At 73.4% G+C, this 17000-nt stretch carries 5 protein-coding genes; 2 read left to right on the top strand and 3 right to left on the bottom strand.

All coding sequences use genetic code 11. From position 1 onward, the window contains the following. Positions 1–66 precede the first annotated feature (66 nt). The gene (locus ACZ37P_RS10730) at positions 67–2757 is read right to left on the bottom strand and encodes a right-handed parallel beta-helix repeat-containing protein (RefSeq protein WP_467346040.1); all 2691 of its coding nucleotides are present in this window, start codon (positions 2755–2757) and stop codon (positions 67–69) included. Then, positions 2754–10628 carry a putative T7SS-secreted protein gene (locus ACZ37P_RS10725; RefSeq protein ID WP_467346039.1) on the bottom strand — a complete coding sequence of 2625 codons (7875 nt, stop codon included), beginning with the start codon at positions 10626–10628 and terminating at the stop codon, positions 2754–2756. The genes ACZ37P_RS10730 and ACZ37P_RS10725 overlap by 4 nt, the downstream gene beginning before the upstream one ends. Before the next feature lie 216 nt (positions 10629–10844). Between ACZ37P_RS10725 and ACZ37P_RS10720 the strand changes: the two genes are divergently transcribed. Beyond that, positions 10845–11747 (top strand): hypothetical protein, encoded by a 903-nt coding sequence (locus tag ACZ37P_RS10720; RefSeq protein WP_391045924.1) that lies wholly within the window; start codon positions 10845–10847, stop codon positions 11745–11747. A gap of 55 nt (positions 11748–11802) precedes the next feature. Beyond that, positions 11803–12111 (top strand): WXG100 family type VII secretion target, encoded by a 309-nt coding sequence (locus ACZ37P_RS10715; protein WP_188282265.1) that lies wholly within the window; start codon positions 11803–11805, stop codon positions 12109–12111. Positions 12112–12172: 61 nt separating this feature from the next. On the opposite strand, the gene ACZ37P_RS10710 is transcribed toward ACZ37P_RS10715, so the two are convergent. Beyond that, positions 12173–16960, bottom strand: coding sequence for an FtsK/SpoIIIE domain-containing protein (locus ACZ37P_RS10710; protein ID WP_467346037.1), 4788 nt, complete (start codon positions 16958–16960; stop codon positions 12173–12175). Positions 16961–17000 lie beyond the last annotated feature (40 nt).

Here is a 17000-nt window from a genome sequence, read left to right as displayed (position 1 = left end):
GGCGCGGGGGCGGGGTGTTCGCTCGGGGCCGGGGTGTTCGCTCGGGGCCGGGGCCTCGGCGTCTCCTCAGAGTCTGAGGACGGGGCGGGCGACGGCGGGTGCCGCGGACAGGGCCACGGACTGCGGCGGCAAGTCGTCGGCTTCGAGGGCGACCAGGTCCTCGGCGCGCGGATCGGCCAGTTCCGCGACGCGTTGCGCCTGACGTTCCGTCATCTCCTGGAACACCTGGCGCGCGGAGCGGCCGTTGCCGAAGCCCTCGCCGCGCGGCATCCGGTCGAAGAAGCCGCTCAGTTCCGCGCGGGCCTTCTCGGTGAGTTCGTAGCGGTGCTCGGCCGCCTGGTGCTCCACGATCGAGACGAGTTCCGCCGCGTCGTAGTCCACGAAGTGCAGGGTGCGGCTGAAGCGGGAGGACAGGCCCGGGTTGGAGGAGACGAAGCGGTCCATCTCGGTGGGGTAGCCCGCGGCGATCACCACGATGTCGTCGCGGTGGTCCTCCATGAGCTTGACGAGCGTCGAGACGGCCTCGGTGCCGAAGTCGTTGCCGCTGTGCAGCGGCGACAGCGCGTACGCCTCGTCGATGAACAGCACGCCGCCCAGGGCCTGTTGGAAGGCTGCGGTGGTACGCGGCCCGGTGTGGCCGACGTACTCGCCGACCAGCGCGCTGCGGTCGACCTCGATCAGGTGGCCGCGGCGCAGCAGGCCGAGCGCCTTGAGCAGACGGCCGTAGAGCCGGGCGACGGTGGTCTTGCCGGTGCCGGGGTTGCCCGCGAAGACCAGGTGGCGGCTGAGCGGCGGCGCGGGCAGCCCGGCCTCCTGCCGTCGCCGTACCGTCCGCATCAGCTTGACCAGGGAGCCGACATCGCCCTTGACGCCGTCGAGGCCGACCAGCGAGTGGAGTTCGGCGAGCAGGTCGTCCAGATCCTCCTCCGGCGCGTCCGGGTCCGGTCCGTCGTCACCGGGTGCGCCGGGCGGGGCCGTCCCGGACGGCGACGCGGGCAGGCCCGCGGCCCGGCCCGCCGCTCCCCCGCCAAGCTGCGGAATCGTCGGCCGCCGTACGTCGTAGGAGACGCAGTCCTCGAAGGCGGGCCGCGCTCCCTCGTCCTGGCCCAGATCCTCGGCGCAGTCGCGGACCCGGCAGCGGCGGAAGACCGGGGCGGCGCCGCGTGCCACATGGAGGGCGGGGAAGCCCGCGCCCGCGACCTCGCAGGAGGTGAAGGTGCCGCCCGCGTCCTCGGCGAGGTAGATGCCGTTCTTCGCGGGCGCGTCGATGAAGACCCCGCTGACCTCGGGGAAAGCTCCGGTCCACACGACGATCGCGGAGCCGGCGCTGCCTTCGACGGAGCCGCCGTCGACCCGCGCGGTGCCGCCGGAGTCGACCACGATCCCGGCCGCTCCCGCGGCGACGACCCGCACGTGGGAGAGCCGTACGCCGCCGCCCGCGCCGACCTCGACACCGGTCTTCGCGGCGCGCAGCACCGTGCAGTGCTCCAACTCGGTGCCCGCGGCGGAGACGGCGTGCACTCCGGTCGCGGTGTCGGTGAGGCGGCAGCCGCGGGCGGTGAGGGTCGCGGTCTCCGCGGTGTGCAGGCCGGTCATGGCGATACGGGACAGGCCGCATTCGGTGAGGTCGGCGTGCGCGGTGCCGACGGCGTGCAGGCCGTGCTCGGCGCTGTCGCGTATCCGGCAGTCGAGCAGGGCGGCTTGGGCGGCGTCGGCGAGGTGGACGGCGCTGTAGCCGGTGCCGGAGATCGCGCAGTCGGCGAGGCGGGCCGTGGCGGCGCCGAGGACCAGCAGGCCGTTGGCGCGGGAGTCGGTGACCGCGCAGCCGGTGGCGGCCAGCCGCGCGGCGTCCTGGGCGACGAGACCGCTGGTGACGGAGCCGGTGATCCGGCAGTCGGCGATCTCGGCGGTGGCGGAGCCGGTGAGGCGGATGCCGACCGCGCCCGCGCCGGTGACGCGGGTGTCGCCCGCGACGAGCGCCGCCTCGTCCTCGACGAGCAGTCCGCTGCCGCCGGTCCCTTCCAGCGCGCAGTCCACCAGTGCGGCGGCGGCCCGGCCCCGGATCCGCAGGCCCGTGCCGGTGCAGTCGCGTACGCGCAGCCGCTCGGCGGAGAGCCGGGCGGTGCCGGACAGGACGACCGCGGTGCCGTCGACGGCCTCGATCCGCAGGTCGTCGGCGCGGGCGCGGGCGGTGCCCGACAGGTGCAGGCCCGCGCCGACCGCGCCCGCGATCCGGCAGCGCAGCAGGAGCAGCGCGGGTCCCGGTTCGCGGGTCGGGGCCAGATCGGGGTCGGGGTCGGCGTCGAAGTCCAGGCCGTCGGGGTCGGGGACAGCCAACTCCCTTGTTCCGTGCATCCCTTGGGAGCCGTCGTCGGCGTCCGTGCCCGTCACCTCGACCCGGCCGCCGAGGACCACGCAGTCGTGCAGCGCCAGCGTCGAATCGTCGGTCACCCGGACCGCCGCCTCTCCGGGGCCGGCGCCGCGCAGGGTGAATCCGTGGACCGCGCAGTGCGCGTCGGCCACGGTCAGCGCGGGCGTTCCCTCGGCCGCCGGGTACAGCGTGACGCTGCCCGCGCCGTGTTCGGCGCGCAGCACCACCGGCCGGTCCACGGTCAGCGACTCCCGGTACTCGCCGGGCTCCACCAGGACGGTCGCGCCGGGCCGGGCGGCGCGTACGGCGGCGGCGATCGTACGGTGGGCGCCGCGTCCCTTGGCGGCGACGTGGACGGTGTGGGCGGTCGTACGCTCGGTGGTCACGGCTGCGGCTCCCCGCTGGTGTCGGAGGTGCCGGTGCCGGTCTCGGCGGTGGCGGTGTCGCCGTAACCGCCCTGGTACCACCAGGGGTTGATGCCGGCGCGGTACCAGTTGGTGAGCTGGGAGGTGAAGACCTTCTCGGGGAGCTTCCAGCCGAACTGGAGGAAGAACTCGGCGAAGCCCTGCCGGTGGAAGAGCCGGCTGCCGCCGCCCATGATGAACAGGTTCTTCATGGCGCCGACGCTGACCGCGCCGGTCATGCCGGAGACGGCGTTGATCAGACCGTCCAGGGCCGCGGCTCCGCCGCTGAGGTAGACGGTGTCGCCATTGGCGTCGGTGATGCCGAACACCGAGGCGTTCATGCTGCCGTTGACCCAGGCGGCGAGCGTGGAGGTGCCCGCGTTGTAGCCGAAGTCGTACATGCCGCCGCGCCAGCGGGTGGGGGCCTCGTTGCCCGCCCACTCGTTGGACCAGTGCTTGTCGTGGTTCATCGGCTTGCGGTACCAGGGCTTGCCGCTGTCGGTGTTGGCCAGGCCGTTGCGCCAGTCGCCGGTGCGCTGCAACCCGCTGATCTTGTTGTCGTGGACGAGGCTGCCGACGGCGGTCTTGATGCCCGCGCTGACGCTCGCGTTCGCGAACGCCTTGAGCGCGTCCTTCCCGGAGAACGGCCTGTTCTGGATGTCCGCGACGATCGCGTTGACAGCGAGATTCGCGGTGAACTCCAGGACGAATTCCTGGAAGAGTTCGATGGCGGCCTTCTCCATGACCAGCTTCCACTGCGGCTGGTAGAGGCCGTCGCCGATCCGGGAGATGTCCAGGCCGCTGAGGTCGGTCTTCCACTGCATGCGGTTGGGCTCGCGCAGCCGTCGTCCCCAGCCGCGCAGTTCGGCCGCCGGGCCGCGGAAGTCGACGCCGCGTCCGGTGAGTTGGAGGCGTCCGAAGGTGTCCGCCTCGAAGATGTAGCCGCTGTCGGAGCCCTGGGCGTGGATGACGCCGTTGCCGTCGTGCCGTACCCACTGGCCGCGCCAGGCGTCGGTGGTCAGGATCTGGTTGGTGCCGACGACCTTGCTCTCCACGACGGCCGCGTTGTGGTCGAACTCCTTCCAGACGTTCAGGTTCACGGGGTTGGGGGCGCCGGGGCCGAGGCGGGCGCCGTCGGGCAGGTACTCGCGCACGCGTCCCGTGGTGCTGGTGGTGGGCACCTCGCGGACGGTGATCGGCGCGGCGCCGCCGCCGAGGTCGACCCGGTCGCGGAAGGACCGGGCGCCGGTGAACCAGTCGTCCACGTACGCGCCGGCCCCGCCGCCCGCGCGCGGATTCCACCACTGGCGGGTGCCGGCGCCGTGGAAGTCCACGGCGTTGCCGAACGCGTCGTACTTCGCCCAGCGCCACTGGTGGCTGCCGTCGGGGTTGGTGACGCGCCAGGAGTCCACGTGCTCGCCGCCGCCGAGCATGTCCCGGCCGCGGATCGCCACCGGGCCGTTGTCGGTGCGGAGATACGCGCGGAAGGAGTCGTCGAACGGTGTGGCGCCGTTGAAGCCGCGGCCGAACTCGGTGAATCCGGTGGTGCGGTTGCCCGCGCCGTCGAGTCCGTCCCAGGCCCAATGGCGGCTGTCGGTGCGGCCGTTGTAGCCCGACCAGTCCCAGTGCCGGGAGCGCGGCGCGGTGGTGGTGACGGTCGTCGGGCCGTGTCCGTGGCCGGGCCGCAGATCGGCGCCGGGCCAGGTCCGTACGTCGCCGATGGGCGCGCCGTGCACGTTCTTGGTCAGGGCCGGGCCGCCGTTGCCCTCGAAGGCGCCCGCCCGCACGCCCGGGCCGCCGTCCAGGACGGTCCCGGCCGCCGGGACCGGCTGGAACTCCACGACGGTGCCGTCCGCGTAGCCCGCGCGCGCCACCCGGGTCGGGGCGGCGTCCGCGCCGTACCAGTCGCCGCCGCTGAAGGCCCCGTTGTGGTCGACCTTGAAGTGGTCCTCCCAGATCCGGCCGCCGGGCGCGCCGGGCGTCTCGATCCGGTAGCCGGAGAGCTTCCCCGCCCCCTCGGTCCACGGCATCCGGTGGGCGACGGGGGCGACGCCCGCGGGCAGCGTGACGGAGTCGCCGACGGTGAGGGTGTTGCCGTGGTCCAGCTTGAACGTGCCGCGCGTCAAGGTGCCGTCCGCCGCGATGTCCAGCACATTGTCGTTCATGGCGGTGAAGCGGAAGCCGTGGGTCTCGGCGCCGGTCGCCAGATCCGTCCTGGTCCACTTCGACATCTGGAAGCGGGTGTCGCCCTTGAGGAAGCCGTGCGTGTCCCACACGGCGTCGCCGATGCCGATGAGATGCTTGCGAACCCACTGCGGCGGGCGCTGCTCGGACCAGCGCCGGACTTCCAGGAGTTGGTGGTCCGGCAGCTTCTCCAGGGCTCCGGCCGGCTTGCCGTGCTCCGACTGCTCCTTCCACAACTGCCTGGTGGAATTCGCCCCGTTGGGGTCGATGGTGACCGTCTTGGGCAGGTGCCCGTTGGCCGGGTCGAGCACGGCCTCGCGGTAGTGGTTGGCGTGGGACTGCGGCAGGTGCGCGGGGCCCCACTGGCGCTGCACGACGATGTCGTCGCCGCCGAGCCGCAGATGGTCGGTCCAGCCGCCGTCGGCGTCCATCGTGCGCCTGCCGCCGAGCACCGGCCGGTGGTGGGCGTCGTAGCGCACCCACGACCAGTCGCCCGCGCCGTCGCGGACGCCGAGGACGCCGCCGCCGTCGATGCCGGTGCGGAACTCGTGGACCAGGGTGCCCTGGTGGTCGATGCCCCGCCACGCCTTGCCGTCCAGCGTCCCGACGTTGCGCAGGCCCCAGTTGGTGACATTGCCCGCGTTATCGGTGTGCGTCCAGCGGGTGTTCTGGCCGGAGAGCCTGCCGAAGCCGCTCGCGTCGGTACGGCGGAGGGAGTCGAGGAAGCCGCCGGTCGCCAGCGGCCGGCGTTCGAAGACCTCCACGGCGCTCTTGCCGGGCTTGGCGACCAGCTTGACGTGGCCCGCGTCGGTGGCCACGTCGACCGTCCCGGAGTGCAGCAGGCCGCGCCCGGCGCCCGTGAAGGGGGCGCCCGCGACGGTGTCCATGAGCTGCCAGGTCTTCGCGTTCGGCGTGAAGGTGAGGACGAACCGCTGTCCCGGCACGCGCACGCCGTCGCGCGTGACGTTGATCGCCTGCTGGTGGATGCCGCCGTCCGCGCCGAACTGCCGGTACTCGCCGCCGCGTACGCCCGCCGTGCGGTCCGTGACGCGCCAGCCGTCGCCGTGCGGCGCGAAGTGCGGCAGCGGTACGCCGTTGGCGTCGATCGCGAGCCGCTGGGCGGCGCCCATGGTGCCGGGCGCCGGATAGCGGGTGACGCCGAATTCGTGCAGGGGCGCGCCGCCGGGGCCGTGCAGCATCACGGCGTGGTCGCCGAGGTGGCCGCCCGCGTGGTCGTGCGTCCAGTAGTCGCCGCGGCCGGTGTCGGTGACGCGGATCGTGGCGGGGTTGCCGGTGGCCGGGTCGAGGTCGACGCGTACCGCGTGGTGCGGCACCGGCTGCCACGCGCCGTCCAGGTGCCCGGCAGCGCCGCCGCCGACGGGGAAGTCCACGGCGCCGCTCGGTCGGCCGTCCGCGCCCAGGAGTTGGCGGCCGTCCCCGGCCAGCATGTGGTCGGGGCCGAAACGCTGGTACGTCATGGCCTGTCCCGCGCCGCCGGGCCGTTCGACGCGCAGGCCGCCTCCCGCGTGGTCGAAGACCTGGACGCCGCCGGGCCTGACGCCGCCGGGCAGTTCGATGTGCGGGGCGCCGCCGCCCACCGGGCGCACCACGAGCCGCCCGTCCGCCGCGCCGCCGGGCAGCCGCAGCGGCGTACCGGTCTCCACGGCCTGCCCGCCAGTGATGTCGTGGCGGACGAAGGCGCCGTCCGCGCCGTTGCGGTCGATCCGCACGGCGACGGTGGCGCCGGTCGCGTCGGTCTCGCGGACCGGCGTGAAGCCGTGCACGGGCGCGCCGTTGGCGTCGAGGAGCTGTGCGCCGCCGCCCCGGCCGGGCGCGGGGAATTCCACGAAGTGCGGGGCTCCGGCGGCAGTGTGGAGCCCGTGGCCGTCCGCGAGGTGCAGGCCGCCGGAGTCGAAGAGCTGGTACGTGGCGGACGTGCCGGGTGTCGCGGCGCGGTCGACGCGGAAGCCGTCACCGGGTACGGGCAGCCGGGTGACGGTGGCGCCCGCGTCCACGGCCCCGCCGGTGACCAGGTGGTGGGTGGCCGCGCCCGTCGGGTCGAAGGTGACGGAGATGCCGGTGCCGAGCGGGGCCTGCGGGCCGCGCAGCGGGACGGTCTCGGCGCGCAGCGATCCGTGCGAGTCGAAGGTCTGCCGGATGCCGGTGTTCACGTCGTGGACGGACAGTCCGCCGCCGTTGACCTGGACGACCTGGTGGGTGGTGGCGGTCAGGTCGTTGCCCGCGCCGTCGAGGAGCCTGATGTCCACGCCGTTGACGTGGTAGCCGATGCTGACGCTGAGGCCGTGCGGCAGGCCGGTCGGGCCGCTCAGCGGCACCGACTCCTCGATGAGACGCCCGCCTTCGGCGCCCTCGACCCGGATGACGGGCGGCGGCACCGCGCCGCCGAGGAGCCGGGGCCGCTCGCGCAGCGACTGGAGGTTGAGGTCGGTGATGTGCTGGTCCATCGCGGCCGGGTTGATGCCGTGCTCGCGCAGGCCGCGTACCGCGACGTTGAACTGCTGCTGGGCGGCGGCCAGTTGGGTCCTGATCTCGGTGACGGCGCGGGATTCGCCGCTGGAGGGTCCGCCGGGCATCGCGCGCAGGTCGTCCAGGTGCTGTTCGAGGCGGCCGAGGTCGTGGCGTGCCAGGACGAAGTCGCCCCAGGCGTCGAAGCGCAGCGGCCGTGACGGGTCGGTCGCCGGGCCGAACAGCGCGCCGATCCGCTCGCTGTCGGCCGACCACGCCCGGTCCAGTTCCTTGGCGGTCAGCCGCGGCGGCGGTCCGCCGAGCCGTACGTCGCCGGTCGTGTGCGGGGGCGCGGCGGGCACGGGGGCCGGTTCGGGAACGGGGGCCGGTTCTGGGACGTGTGCCGGTTCGGGGACGTGGGCCGGTTCGGGGACGTGGGCCGGTTCTGGGAAACGCGCAGGGGCGCCCGCGAACGCCTTGTCGCCGAGTCCCGGCACGGCGGTGCCGGCGAAGGCCGGGCCGTCCGCGCCGTGGCCCGAAACCCCGTGGCCCGAAGCGCCGTGGCCAGCTGTGCCGTGGCCGGACGCGGGGTGCGGCAGCGGCGAGGGGCGGCCGAGTGAGCCGTTGTCGAGCAGGTCCATCGCGGCGTCGAAGCGGTGCGCGGGCGGGAGGTCCACGCCCGCCGCGCCGCTTCCGCTGCCGTTGGCCGTGAGGACTTCGGGCCCCTTGCCCTTGCCCGCCCCCGCGCCCGTACCGCCGAGGTCGAAGGTGGTCACCGCGGGCGTACCCGGCATGTGGGTGACGGCCACGGGCGGCGGCATGTGCGTGACCGCGGCGGACGGCGGGACCTGGGCGACCGCCGCGGACGGCGGCATGTGGGTGACGCTCGCGGGCGGCGGGGCGGAGACGACCGACGCGGGCGGCGGGGTCGCGGTCAGCGCGGTGGTCGGCGGCGGGGTGAGGTCGCTCGCGGTGTGCCCGACGGTGTGGACCGGGCCGAGGTCCACCGAGATGTGCTGGGCGAGCGTCGCCATCGTGTGGCTGTTGGCGATGTTCGCGGCGGTGCCGGTGATGAGCGCGTTGGGGGTCGGCGCCAAGGCGTGCACGGCGACCGGGTTCGGGGTGTGCAGCAAGTCGAGCGCGTTGAAGGAGCCGCCGGTGTGGATGTCGGTGACCACGTGCGTGACGCCGCCGGTGAAGGTCGCGGGGACGTGCCCGGTGACCGGTACGGTCGCCGCGTGGAAGTTCACCGCGCCGTTGGTGGCCAGGTGCGGCAGGGCGGGCGCGGGCACCGTGTGGGCGAAACCGGCGGTGGCGGCGGGCGGCGGCATCGAGATCGCGCCCGCCACGTTGACGTTGACGGCCGAGGCGGGCGGCGGGGTGGCGATCACCGCGGCCGGGTTCGTCAGATGGGCGCTGGTCACCGGGGTGGTCGGGGTGAAGGTGTGCACGGTCCCGGCGGGCGGGGTGGTCACGACAGCCGCCGGGGTGATGTGCGGGACCCCGATCGAGGAGACCACGGTCTGCGGCGGCACGACCAGGTCGGTGGCCTGCGTGACGATGTGGCTGGGGACGGCGTTGGCGCCGATGCCCGGCACGTGGAAGGAGGGCGCGCCGACCTGGGCGTGCACGCCGGTCGCGCCGATGCCCGCGGTGTTGATGCCGGTGGTGGAGATGTGGATCGGCGGCGGCGGAGCCAGGATCGCGGCGGCGGGCGGCGGCAGCGCGTGCACCCCTGCGCCGACGTCGAAGGTGATGCCGGTCGGGGTGTGCGTGACGTTCGCCCACTCGCCCAGGTGCATCGAGGACAGTTCGGTGATCGGGGTGTCAAGCAGCGCGTCCTTGCCCATGATCGCCTGGAAGCTGAAGGTGATCGAGTCGCTGAATTTAGGCCCGAGGTCGAGGCTCAGCTTGGGCGGGTCGGGGATGAACAGGCCGGGCGCCGAGTGGCCCGCGCCGCCGAACTCCGGCGTCGGCAGGTGGCTGACGCCGCTGCCGACGGCCTGCACGCCGGGCCGTACGATGTCCGCCGCGCCGTACTTGAACTTGCCGAACACACCGCGGTCGACGAGCGCGATCTTCATGGCGCCGAAGACGCCGAACTTCCCGATCTCGTCGCCCTCGGCGGGCAGGAACACCCGCAGCCACTTCGCGCCGCCGAACTCGTTCTTGAAGAACGTCGCGCTGCCCTTGCCGAAGTTGGTGACGAATTCCGGAACTCCCTTGAAGAAGGCGGGAATTCCCTTGATGCCGGTGAGGACGGTGAGCGAGCCGACCTTGAAGGCGTTGGCGCCGAGCTGCCCGAGGCCCTTGCCGACGCCCGACAGCCACAGCCCGCCCGCCTTGGTCCAGCTCCCGGTCAGGTGGGCGAGTTCACTGAACGAGGGCAGCGCGACGAACGGCTTGGCGATGCCGGTCATCATGTCCCTGAGGAAGGTCAGGGTGGCGATGCCGCCCGCCTTGATGGCCTGCCAGCCGAGTTTGAAGCCCTTCGCGATCAGCGAGAAGATCGGCACGGCGCGGGTGGTGGGCGCGATCATGCCGAGCGCGGACAGGAACAGGTCGAGCGCGCCGACCTTGCCCTGCGCGAAGTCCACCGCGGTCTTGATGAAGATGGTGAGGTTGACCGCCATCGCGACCAGCGCGATCGGACCGCCGAAGATCAGCGCGGGCAGGATCAGCGCGATGGCGATCCACTGGAAGATCTCCCAGAACTCCGCGCAGCCGGACACCGGCGACTTGATGTTGCCCGACGCCTTGCGCAGCGTGGTGGTGGCGGCGCTCGCCGCGTCCTTCTGCGTCTGACCCGCGTCGCGCGCGGTGCTCGCCAGCGTCTCCAGATTCGGGTCGTCCTTGGCCAGCCCACGCCCCTGGTCGAGCGCCGCGTCCGCCTTGCTCTGCGCGGTCGACATGGCGTCCGCGTACGTGGTCAGAGCGGTGCTCGACCACTCGAACGCCTCGGCGATGCTCTGTACGAAGCCGCGCAGCCGCCCGCTGATCTGGTCCCGCAGCGCCTCGGCGGTCTCGCCCGAGAACGCCTCAGGCCCGGTCTTGTTGAGCACCGTCTCCATCGCGGTGTCGATCTCCCGGGCGGTCCTGCCCAGGTCGCCGATCGAGGTCGCCACGGTGTGGATCCGCACCGGGTCGCCGGGCGTGGGGTCGCCGCTCACACCGAGCGCGTCCCAGTCCGTGGGGCGTGGCATTCCGGGTCCTCTCCTGCCGTACCGCCGTGTGCCGCGAAGTTCTGCCGCATGTCTCACGTACGAGGAGCCCCGGCGGTTCACTGCGGGAAGTCCCGGACCCACGTCCCGGACCTGGGTGAACCGCGGGGACCGCTGGTACGTGAACATGTCGGACCGGCTGGTTCCGGTGACCCCGGCGGCCCCCGGCGCCCGGCGCCCGACACCCGTAAGGAGGAGATGGCATTGGTCGACTTCGCGCTCGACTACACCGTTCTGCACACCGCCCGCAACGACCTGCACGAGCTGGCCGACAAGATCGGGCCGACGCTCAAGAACAGCGACTACGCCACGCTCGGCAACGACGACTCGGGCGACGCGCAGGACGTGTTCGGCGACGCCCAGCTCACCGCCGCCTTCAGCACGCTGTACTACCGCTCCAAGCACCCGATGGAGAAGGCCGAGGACGACCTGCGGCAACTCGGGGACACCTTCGGGGCGGTGGCCGATGGCTTCTTCAACATGGACGCGCAGATCGCCGAGGGCGCGGGCATCATGAGCGCCGACATGGGCCTGAGCGACTGGGTCGCCAAGCACAAGGCGTGGCTGGGCCACGACCAGTGGGTCAAGGACCACGACCTGTGGGAGCAGTACCAGGCGAATCCGGACTCCTGCGAGGTCGCGCCGGGCGAGACCGCCCCGGCGTACTGCTCGGCGTCCGACCCGGGGCCCGAGCCCACCGACCCCGGCGCGCCGCCCACCGACAAGACGCTGACCACCGCGGACGGCGGCACCGTACACACCCAACTGACCCTGGACGACGACTACAACGTCGTCACGGAGAAGACCACCGTCACCACCGGCGCGGGTCAGACGTACACCTCGACCACCACGTACCAGGACGACCACCGGTCGTACATCACGGACACCGTCTACGCCGACGGCAGCAAGGCGCACTCCGACGTCCACATCAACGAGGACGGCAGCGGCACCATGGCCGTCACCGACGGTGACGGCAAGGAGAGCGACTACACGCGCACCGGGGCGGGCGCGGAGTGGAAGCTCGTCGGCGACGAGGACGGCGACGGCGTGGTGGACAGCGAGGAAGAACCCGACCCCAGTTACGACTACATCGGCTACTAGCGCCGTCAACCTGCCCGTCAGCCCGGCCCGTCAACCCGCGAGGAGCACACCCGCGATGCCCAACATCTCCCTCGACTACGAGAAGATCGAGACCACTTCGTCCAAGCTGGACACCGCCAACGAGAACATCGTCCCGATGCTCAACCAGCTCCGCACCGACGTGAACAACCTGCTGGACGACGGCATGGTCTTCGAGCAGTCCAGCGCGGCGCTGAAGGAGTCGTACGAGAAGTTCAACTCCAGCCTGCTGCTCGCGGTGAAGGGCATCAAGGACTTCGCGGAGCAGTTCCGCGGCATCAAGCAGTCGATGGCGGACAACGACGCCGACCTGGCGAAGAAGATCCGCGACGCCGCCAACGGCTGACGGCCCGTCACGCACTCGCGCCGGGCTTCCCGTTGGTACGGGAGCCCGGCGCTTGTGCGTTTCAGGACGTCTTGAGCGTGGTGACCGGGACCTGCACGGTGAGCGCCGTGCCGCCGGGGCCCGAGGTCCAGGCGCGGCCCGCGCGGGCGTGCGACCGTACGGCGCTGATGGACAGCCGGGCGCCGATCAGGTCGCCGTCGGACATGTTGCGCGGGGCGAGGACCAGGCCGCGCCGGGACCGCTTGGCCGCGGTGAGCCAACTGCCCAGGCCCAGCGAGAGGGAGTCGGCGGGACCGGCGGCGAGCAGGCCGATGCCGCGTTCCCTTCCGGAGACCACGATGTCCTTGAGGATCTTCTCCGCGCCGCCCATCGCGACCAGGTCGGCGTCGTCCACGATGACCACGCGCGGTCCCGCCATCGCGTCCAGCGCCTCGCGCACGGCGTCGGCGGACGGGTCGGGCTCGGTCAGCAGCCGGACCTGCGGGTGCCGGGCGAGCGCCCGCAGCGGCGACTCGCGCGGGGTCAGCACCACCAGCGAGGTGCCGCCCGCGAGCAGCGAAACGGCCAGGCAGGCAAGGGTGTTGCTGCGCCCGGAGCCGGGCGGCCCGGCGACGAGGAAGGACGGCGCGCCCTGCGCGAAGTCCACGCCGACCGCGCCCGCGCCGTCGCCGCCGACGCCCAGCAGGCCCCACATCGGGCGGCGCAGATTGGCGGGCACCTTCTCGTAGACCTCGGAGAAGTCGGCCACCGCGGGCAGCGGGGCGACCGGGAACGGGCGCCGGTCGTCGGGGACGTTCACCGCGCGCCGGGTGGCCGCGGCGCCGATCCTGCGCAGCGCCTCGACCTGGCCCTGGCCGCTGTCGTCGGCGTCGAGGAGCGCGATCTGCGTCTCGGTGCGGCTGACGATGTGCCAGCCGCGGCCGTCGGGGACGGACGCGGGGACCTGGCTGGGCAGCATGCCGATGAGGTTGTAGTCGCTGCGGTCGGCCTGCCGCAGCAGCAGCTTGTGGTCGTTGTGGGCGGCGATCCGGCCCGCGATCAGGGAGCGTTCCGAGGTGGCGACGACGTGGATGCCCGCGGCCGCGCCCTCGCGCAGCAGGCGGGTGATGTCGCCGAGCAGCCGCCCGTTGTCGTAGTCGTCGATCAGCGGGGACAGCGCGTCCCAGCCGTCCACGAGCAGCAGGATGTGCGCGGGCCGTTCCGCCTCCGGCAGCAGGTCGCGCAGTTCGTTGAGCCCGGAACAGCTCCGCGCCGAGCACGCCTCCTGACGTTCGGTCAACTCCCTTACCAAGCGGCCGAGAAGGCGTTCCAGATGCTCGAAGTCGTGCCGGGACACCACGGCTCCGCAGTGCGGCAGCGCGGCCACGGCGGCCAGTCCGCCGCCCGCCGCGTCGATCCCGTAGATGTGCAGGTCGCTGAGGCGGGCGGTGCGCGCGGCGGAGCCCGCGATGGTACGCAGCGCCTGGGTGCGGCCCGAGCGCGGGGCGCCGATCACGTAGAGGTGCCCGAAGGTGGCCAGGTCCACGGTGGCGACCCGGCGTTCCTGGAGCTGCGGGATGTCCTCCAGGGCGTACGGGAACGGCGGCGGGAGCGTCTTCAGGCCGGTGGCGCCGGGGCGTTCGACCGCGGGCAGCTCCTCCAGCAGCACCTTCGGCTCCAGTGCGGGCAGCCACGGGCTGGGCTGCGGCTCGTAGTCGTCGAGCAGGTCGGCGGCCTCGCGCAGTGCCGCCACCAGGACCTGCAGGTCGGTGGGCGCGAGCGGCCCCTGCTCCTGCGGGGTGTCGTCGTCGCCCGCGGGCGGGGCGGCGGGGCGGCCGAGCCGGGTCCAGGACAGTTCCGCGGCGTGGACCTTGGGGCGGGCGAGCGCGGGGCGCGGCCGGCCGTCCGGGTCCTCGCTCTCCTCGGCGGGGCGTTCCGCGCCGACCCACGCGGACTGGAACGGGACGGCCGAGCGGTGTCCGTAGCGGACCAGCGCGCGTCCCGGGGTGCTCGGCGAGATGTGCACGGCGTCGCCGGTGTCGATGATGTCCTGGCTCTCGACCATGTCGGTGACGCGCAGCGCGATCCGCAGGTTGGTGTTGGCCTTGATGTCCGCGGTGACCGCGCCCGCCGGGCGCTGCGTGGCGAGGATGAGGTGGATGCCGAGCGACCGGCCGCGCTGGGCGATGCTGATCAGCCCGGTGACGAAGTCCGGCACCTCGCGCACCAGCGTGGCGAATTCGTCGATGACCAGCAGCAGCCTCGGCAGCGGCGGGAGTTGCGGGCCGGTGGCGGAGGCAGCGGCGGCGGCGCGCTTGGCCCGGTACTCGGGGTGGTCCTTGGCGTCGTGCTCGGCCAGGATCCGTTCCCTGCGCCGCAGTTCGGCGGCGAGCGAGTCCAGGGCGCGCTGGACGAGGTGCGCGTCGAGGTCGGTGACCATGCCGAGGGTGTGCGGCAGGTTGGCGCACTCGCGGAAGGCGCTGCCGCCCTTGTAGTCGACCAGTACGAAGGTGAGTTCGTCGGGGCGGTTGCCCGCGGCGAGGGAGGCGACGAAGGACTGGAGGAGTTCGGACTTGCCGGATCCGGTGGTCCCGGCGACCAGACCGTGCGGCCCGTCGCGTACCAGGTCCAGCGACATCGGCCCGTCGTATCCGGTGCCCAGTACGAAGGTGGTGGTCGCCGGGCGCCTGGTCCAGCGGTCCACCAGCGCCCGGGCGTCCGGGGGTTCCTGGCCGAGCAGGTCCAGCAGCCGTACCTCGTCGGGCAGTCCGCTGTCGTTGTCCGGGCTGACGTCGCGCAGCGGCGCGAGCGCCCTGGCCACCCGCTCGCACCAGGCGGAGGCGACCAGGTCGGGCCGTACGCCGGTGACTTCGGGCAGTCCGGTCCTGCGGACCGTCAGACCGGTGCCGGAGACGGTGACGACCGCGCCGCACTCCTCGGGGAGCAGCCGTTCCTGCTCGTCGAGGCAGAGGCTGAAGACACGGACCGGCGGACCCTCGGTGAGGATCTGCACCATGCCCGGCACGTCGCGCAACTGCCGTGCGCTGTCGGCGATCACGAGGATGTCGGGCGCGGTGAACATCGCGCGTCCGATGGACGAGCCGAGCGCCCGCTGCCGTGCCTGGATCTGCGAGACCAGTTCCGAGACGCGGTTGGCGACGCTCTCCGGGTCGTTGCCGATGGCCACGACCGGGCCGTTGGGCGAGTACGGCCGCAGGTGCGGCAGCCATCGCACCCAGCCCCACTCCTGCGCGCGGGACGGCTCGGTGAGCACGACGATCCGCAGGTCGCGCGGACTGTGCAGGACCGCGGACTGGGCCACGCACCAGCGGGCCAGCGCCTGGACGGGCGCGGCGGTGCCCGCGACGCCGACGACGCCGAGTTCGGTGATCTCCACGCCGATCGGGATGTCGGGCAGATTCCAGCGCACGGTGCGGTGGTTCTCGTCCTGCGCCGGGTCCTCGATCGCCTTCACCGACGGCATGTCGACGGTGCCGACCCGCAGCACGAGGTGGTCGGGGTCGCGGCGGCGGCGTTCCCACAGCCGGCTGCCGGGTCCGGTGGCGATCAGGCCGAGGGCCGCCGGGTCGGGTCCGGTGTCGCAGCGCACCCAGCGCTCGCGTACGACGGCCGCGCGGATCTCCCGCTCCACCACGCGGCGCCGGGCCCGGTAGCGGCGGCGCGACTCCACGTGCGTCTTGTGGTTGTTGCGGCGGCCCATCACCCAGTTGGAGATCGCCATCAGCGGCGTGAAGAGGATGAACACCAGGTAGAAGTACGAGTGGAAGATGCCGACCATGACCAGGCCGAGCACGACCGGCGCGAACATCATCAGCAGCGGGAACGGCACGCGGACGCGCTGTCCCGGCGGGGACGGCAGGCGCAGCGACTCGGCGTCCAGGTGCGGCGCGATGCGCGGCGGCCGGTTGAAGTCGACGCCGATGCCGTCGGCGGAGTCGGCGACCGCGGCGTCCGCCTCCACGGGGGCGACCATGCGCAGCAGCGTCGTGCCGACGGCGAGGTCGACGTCAACCGGCCACGCGGTGCGGTGGTCGGCCTCACGGCGGGCGGTGGTGTCGGCCTGCGCGGGTGTACGGGCCGCGACGGTACGGGGGTCGGCGGCCGGTCCGCGCGCCGCCTTCCTGGCCGCCTTCCGCGCGGCCCGCGCCGCCTTCTCCGCCTCGTCCACGGCGCGCGCCGCGTCCATCCGCTCCTCGGGTGTGGTCCGGTCGGGCGCGGTGCCGGTCAGCGGGTCGACATCGGAGGGCGGGACGGGGACGCAGAGCCGTACGGAGCCGCCGTCGATCCGGTCCTCGGCGCGCTCGCGGTGCCAGTACGCGCTGCCGTCCGCGGCGATCGTCACCCACAGCCCGTACTCGGGCGCGTCGACGCCGCGGACCCGGATCGCGCAGCGGGCGTCCGTGCCGATCTCGTAACTGCCCTGCGCGAGCTGCCAACTGCGGCCCGCGCCGGGGCCCGAGACGCTGTGCACCTCGGCGAGCACGGGTTCGCCGGGCGCGGGCTGGACGCGGCCCGCGAGCGGGTCGGGGTCGGGCGGGGTGCCGCCGACGCCGAGGACGCTGCCCTCGCGGATGCCGCTGTCGCGGATCGGGGCCTCGGGGGCGAGCGGTGCGGCGCCGAGGTGGAGGGCGGGGCCCGCGTCGGGGTCCGCCGGGCCGTCGGGGCGTGCCGGGTCCGCCACGGGCGCGCCGGGGCGGCCCGCGGTGGCGGGTGTGCCGTCGGCCCGGACGCCCAGCGCCTCGGCCAGGTCGCCCACGGTGCAGCCGTCGGGGAGTTCCAGCAGGTGGTCGCGGTGCACGGCGCCCGCGGTGGTGCCGACGGCGTCGACGGTGGTGAGAGTCAGCTTCACGATGTCCAACCGGGGTGGTGGGGGCGGCCGGGGGGGCGGT

The organism is Streptomyces sp. NPDC024632, assembly GCF_055559175.1.
Note: the sequence above shows the minus strand (reverse complement) of the source record. Positions and strands in the feature narration are given on the sequence as shown.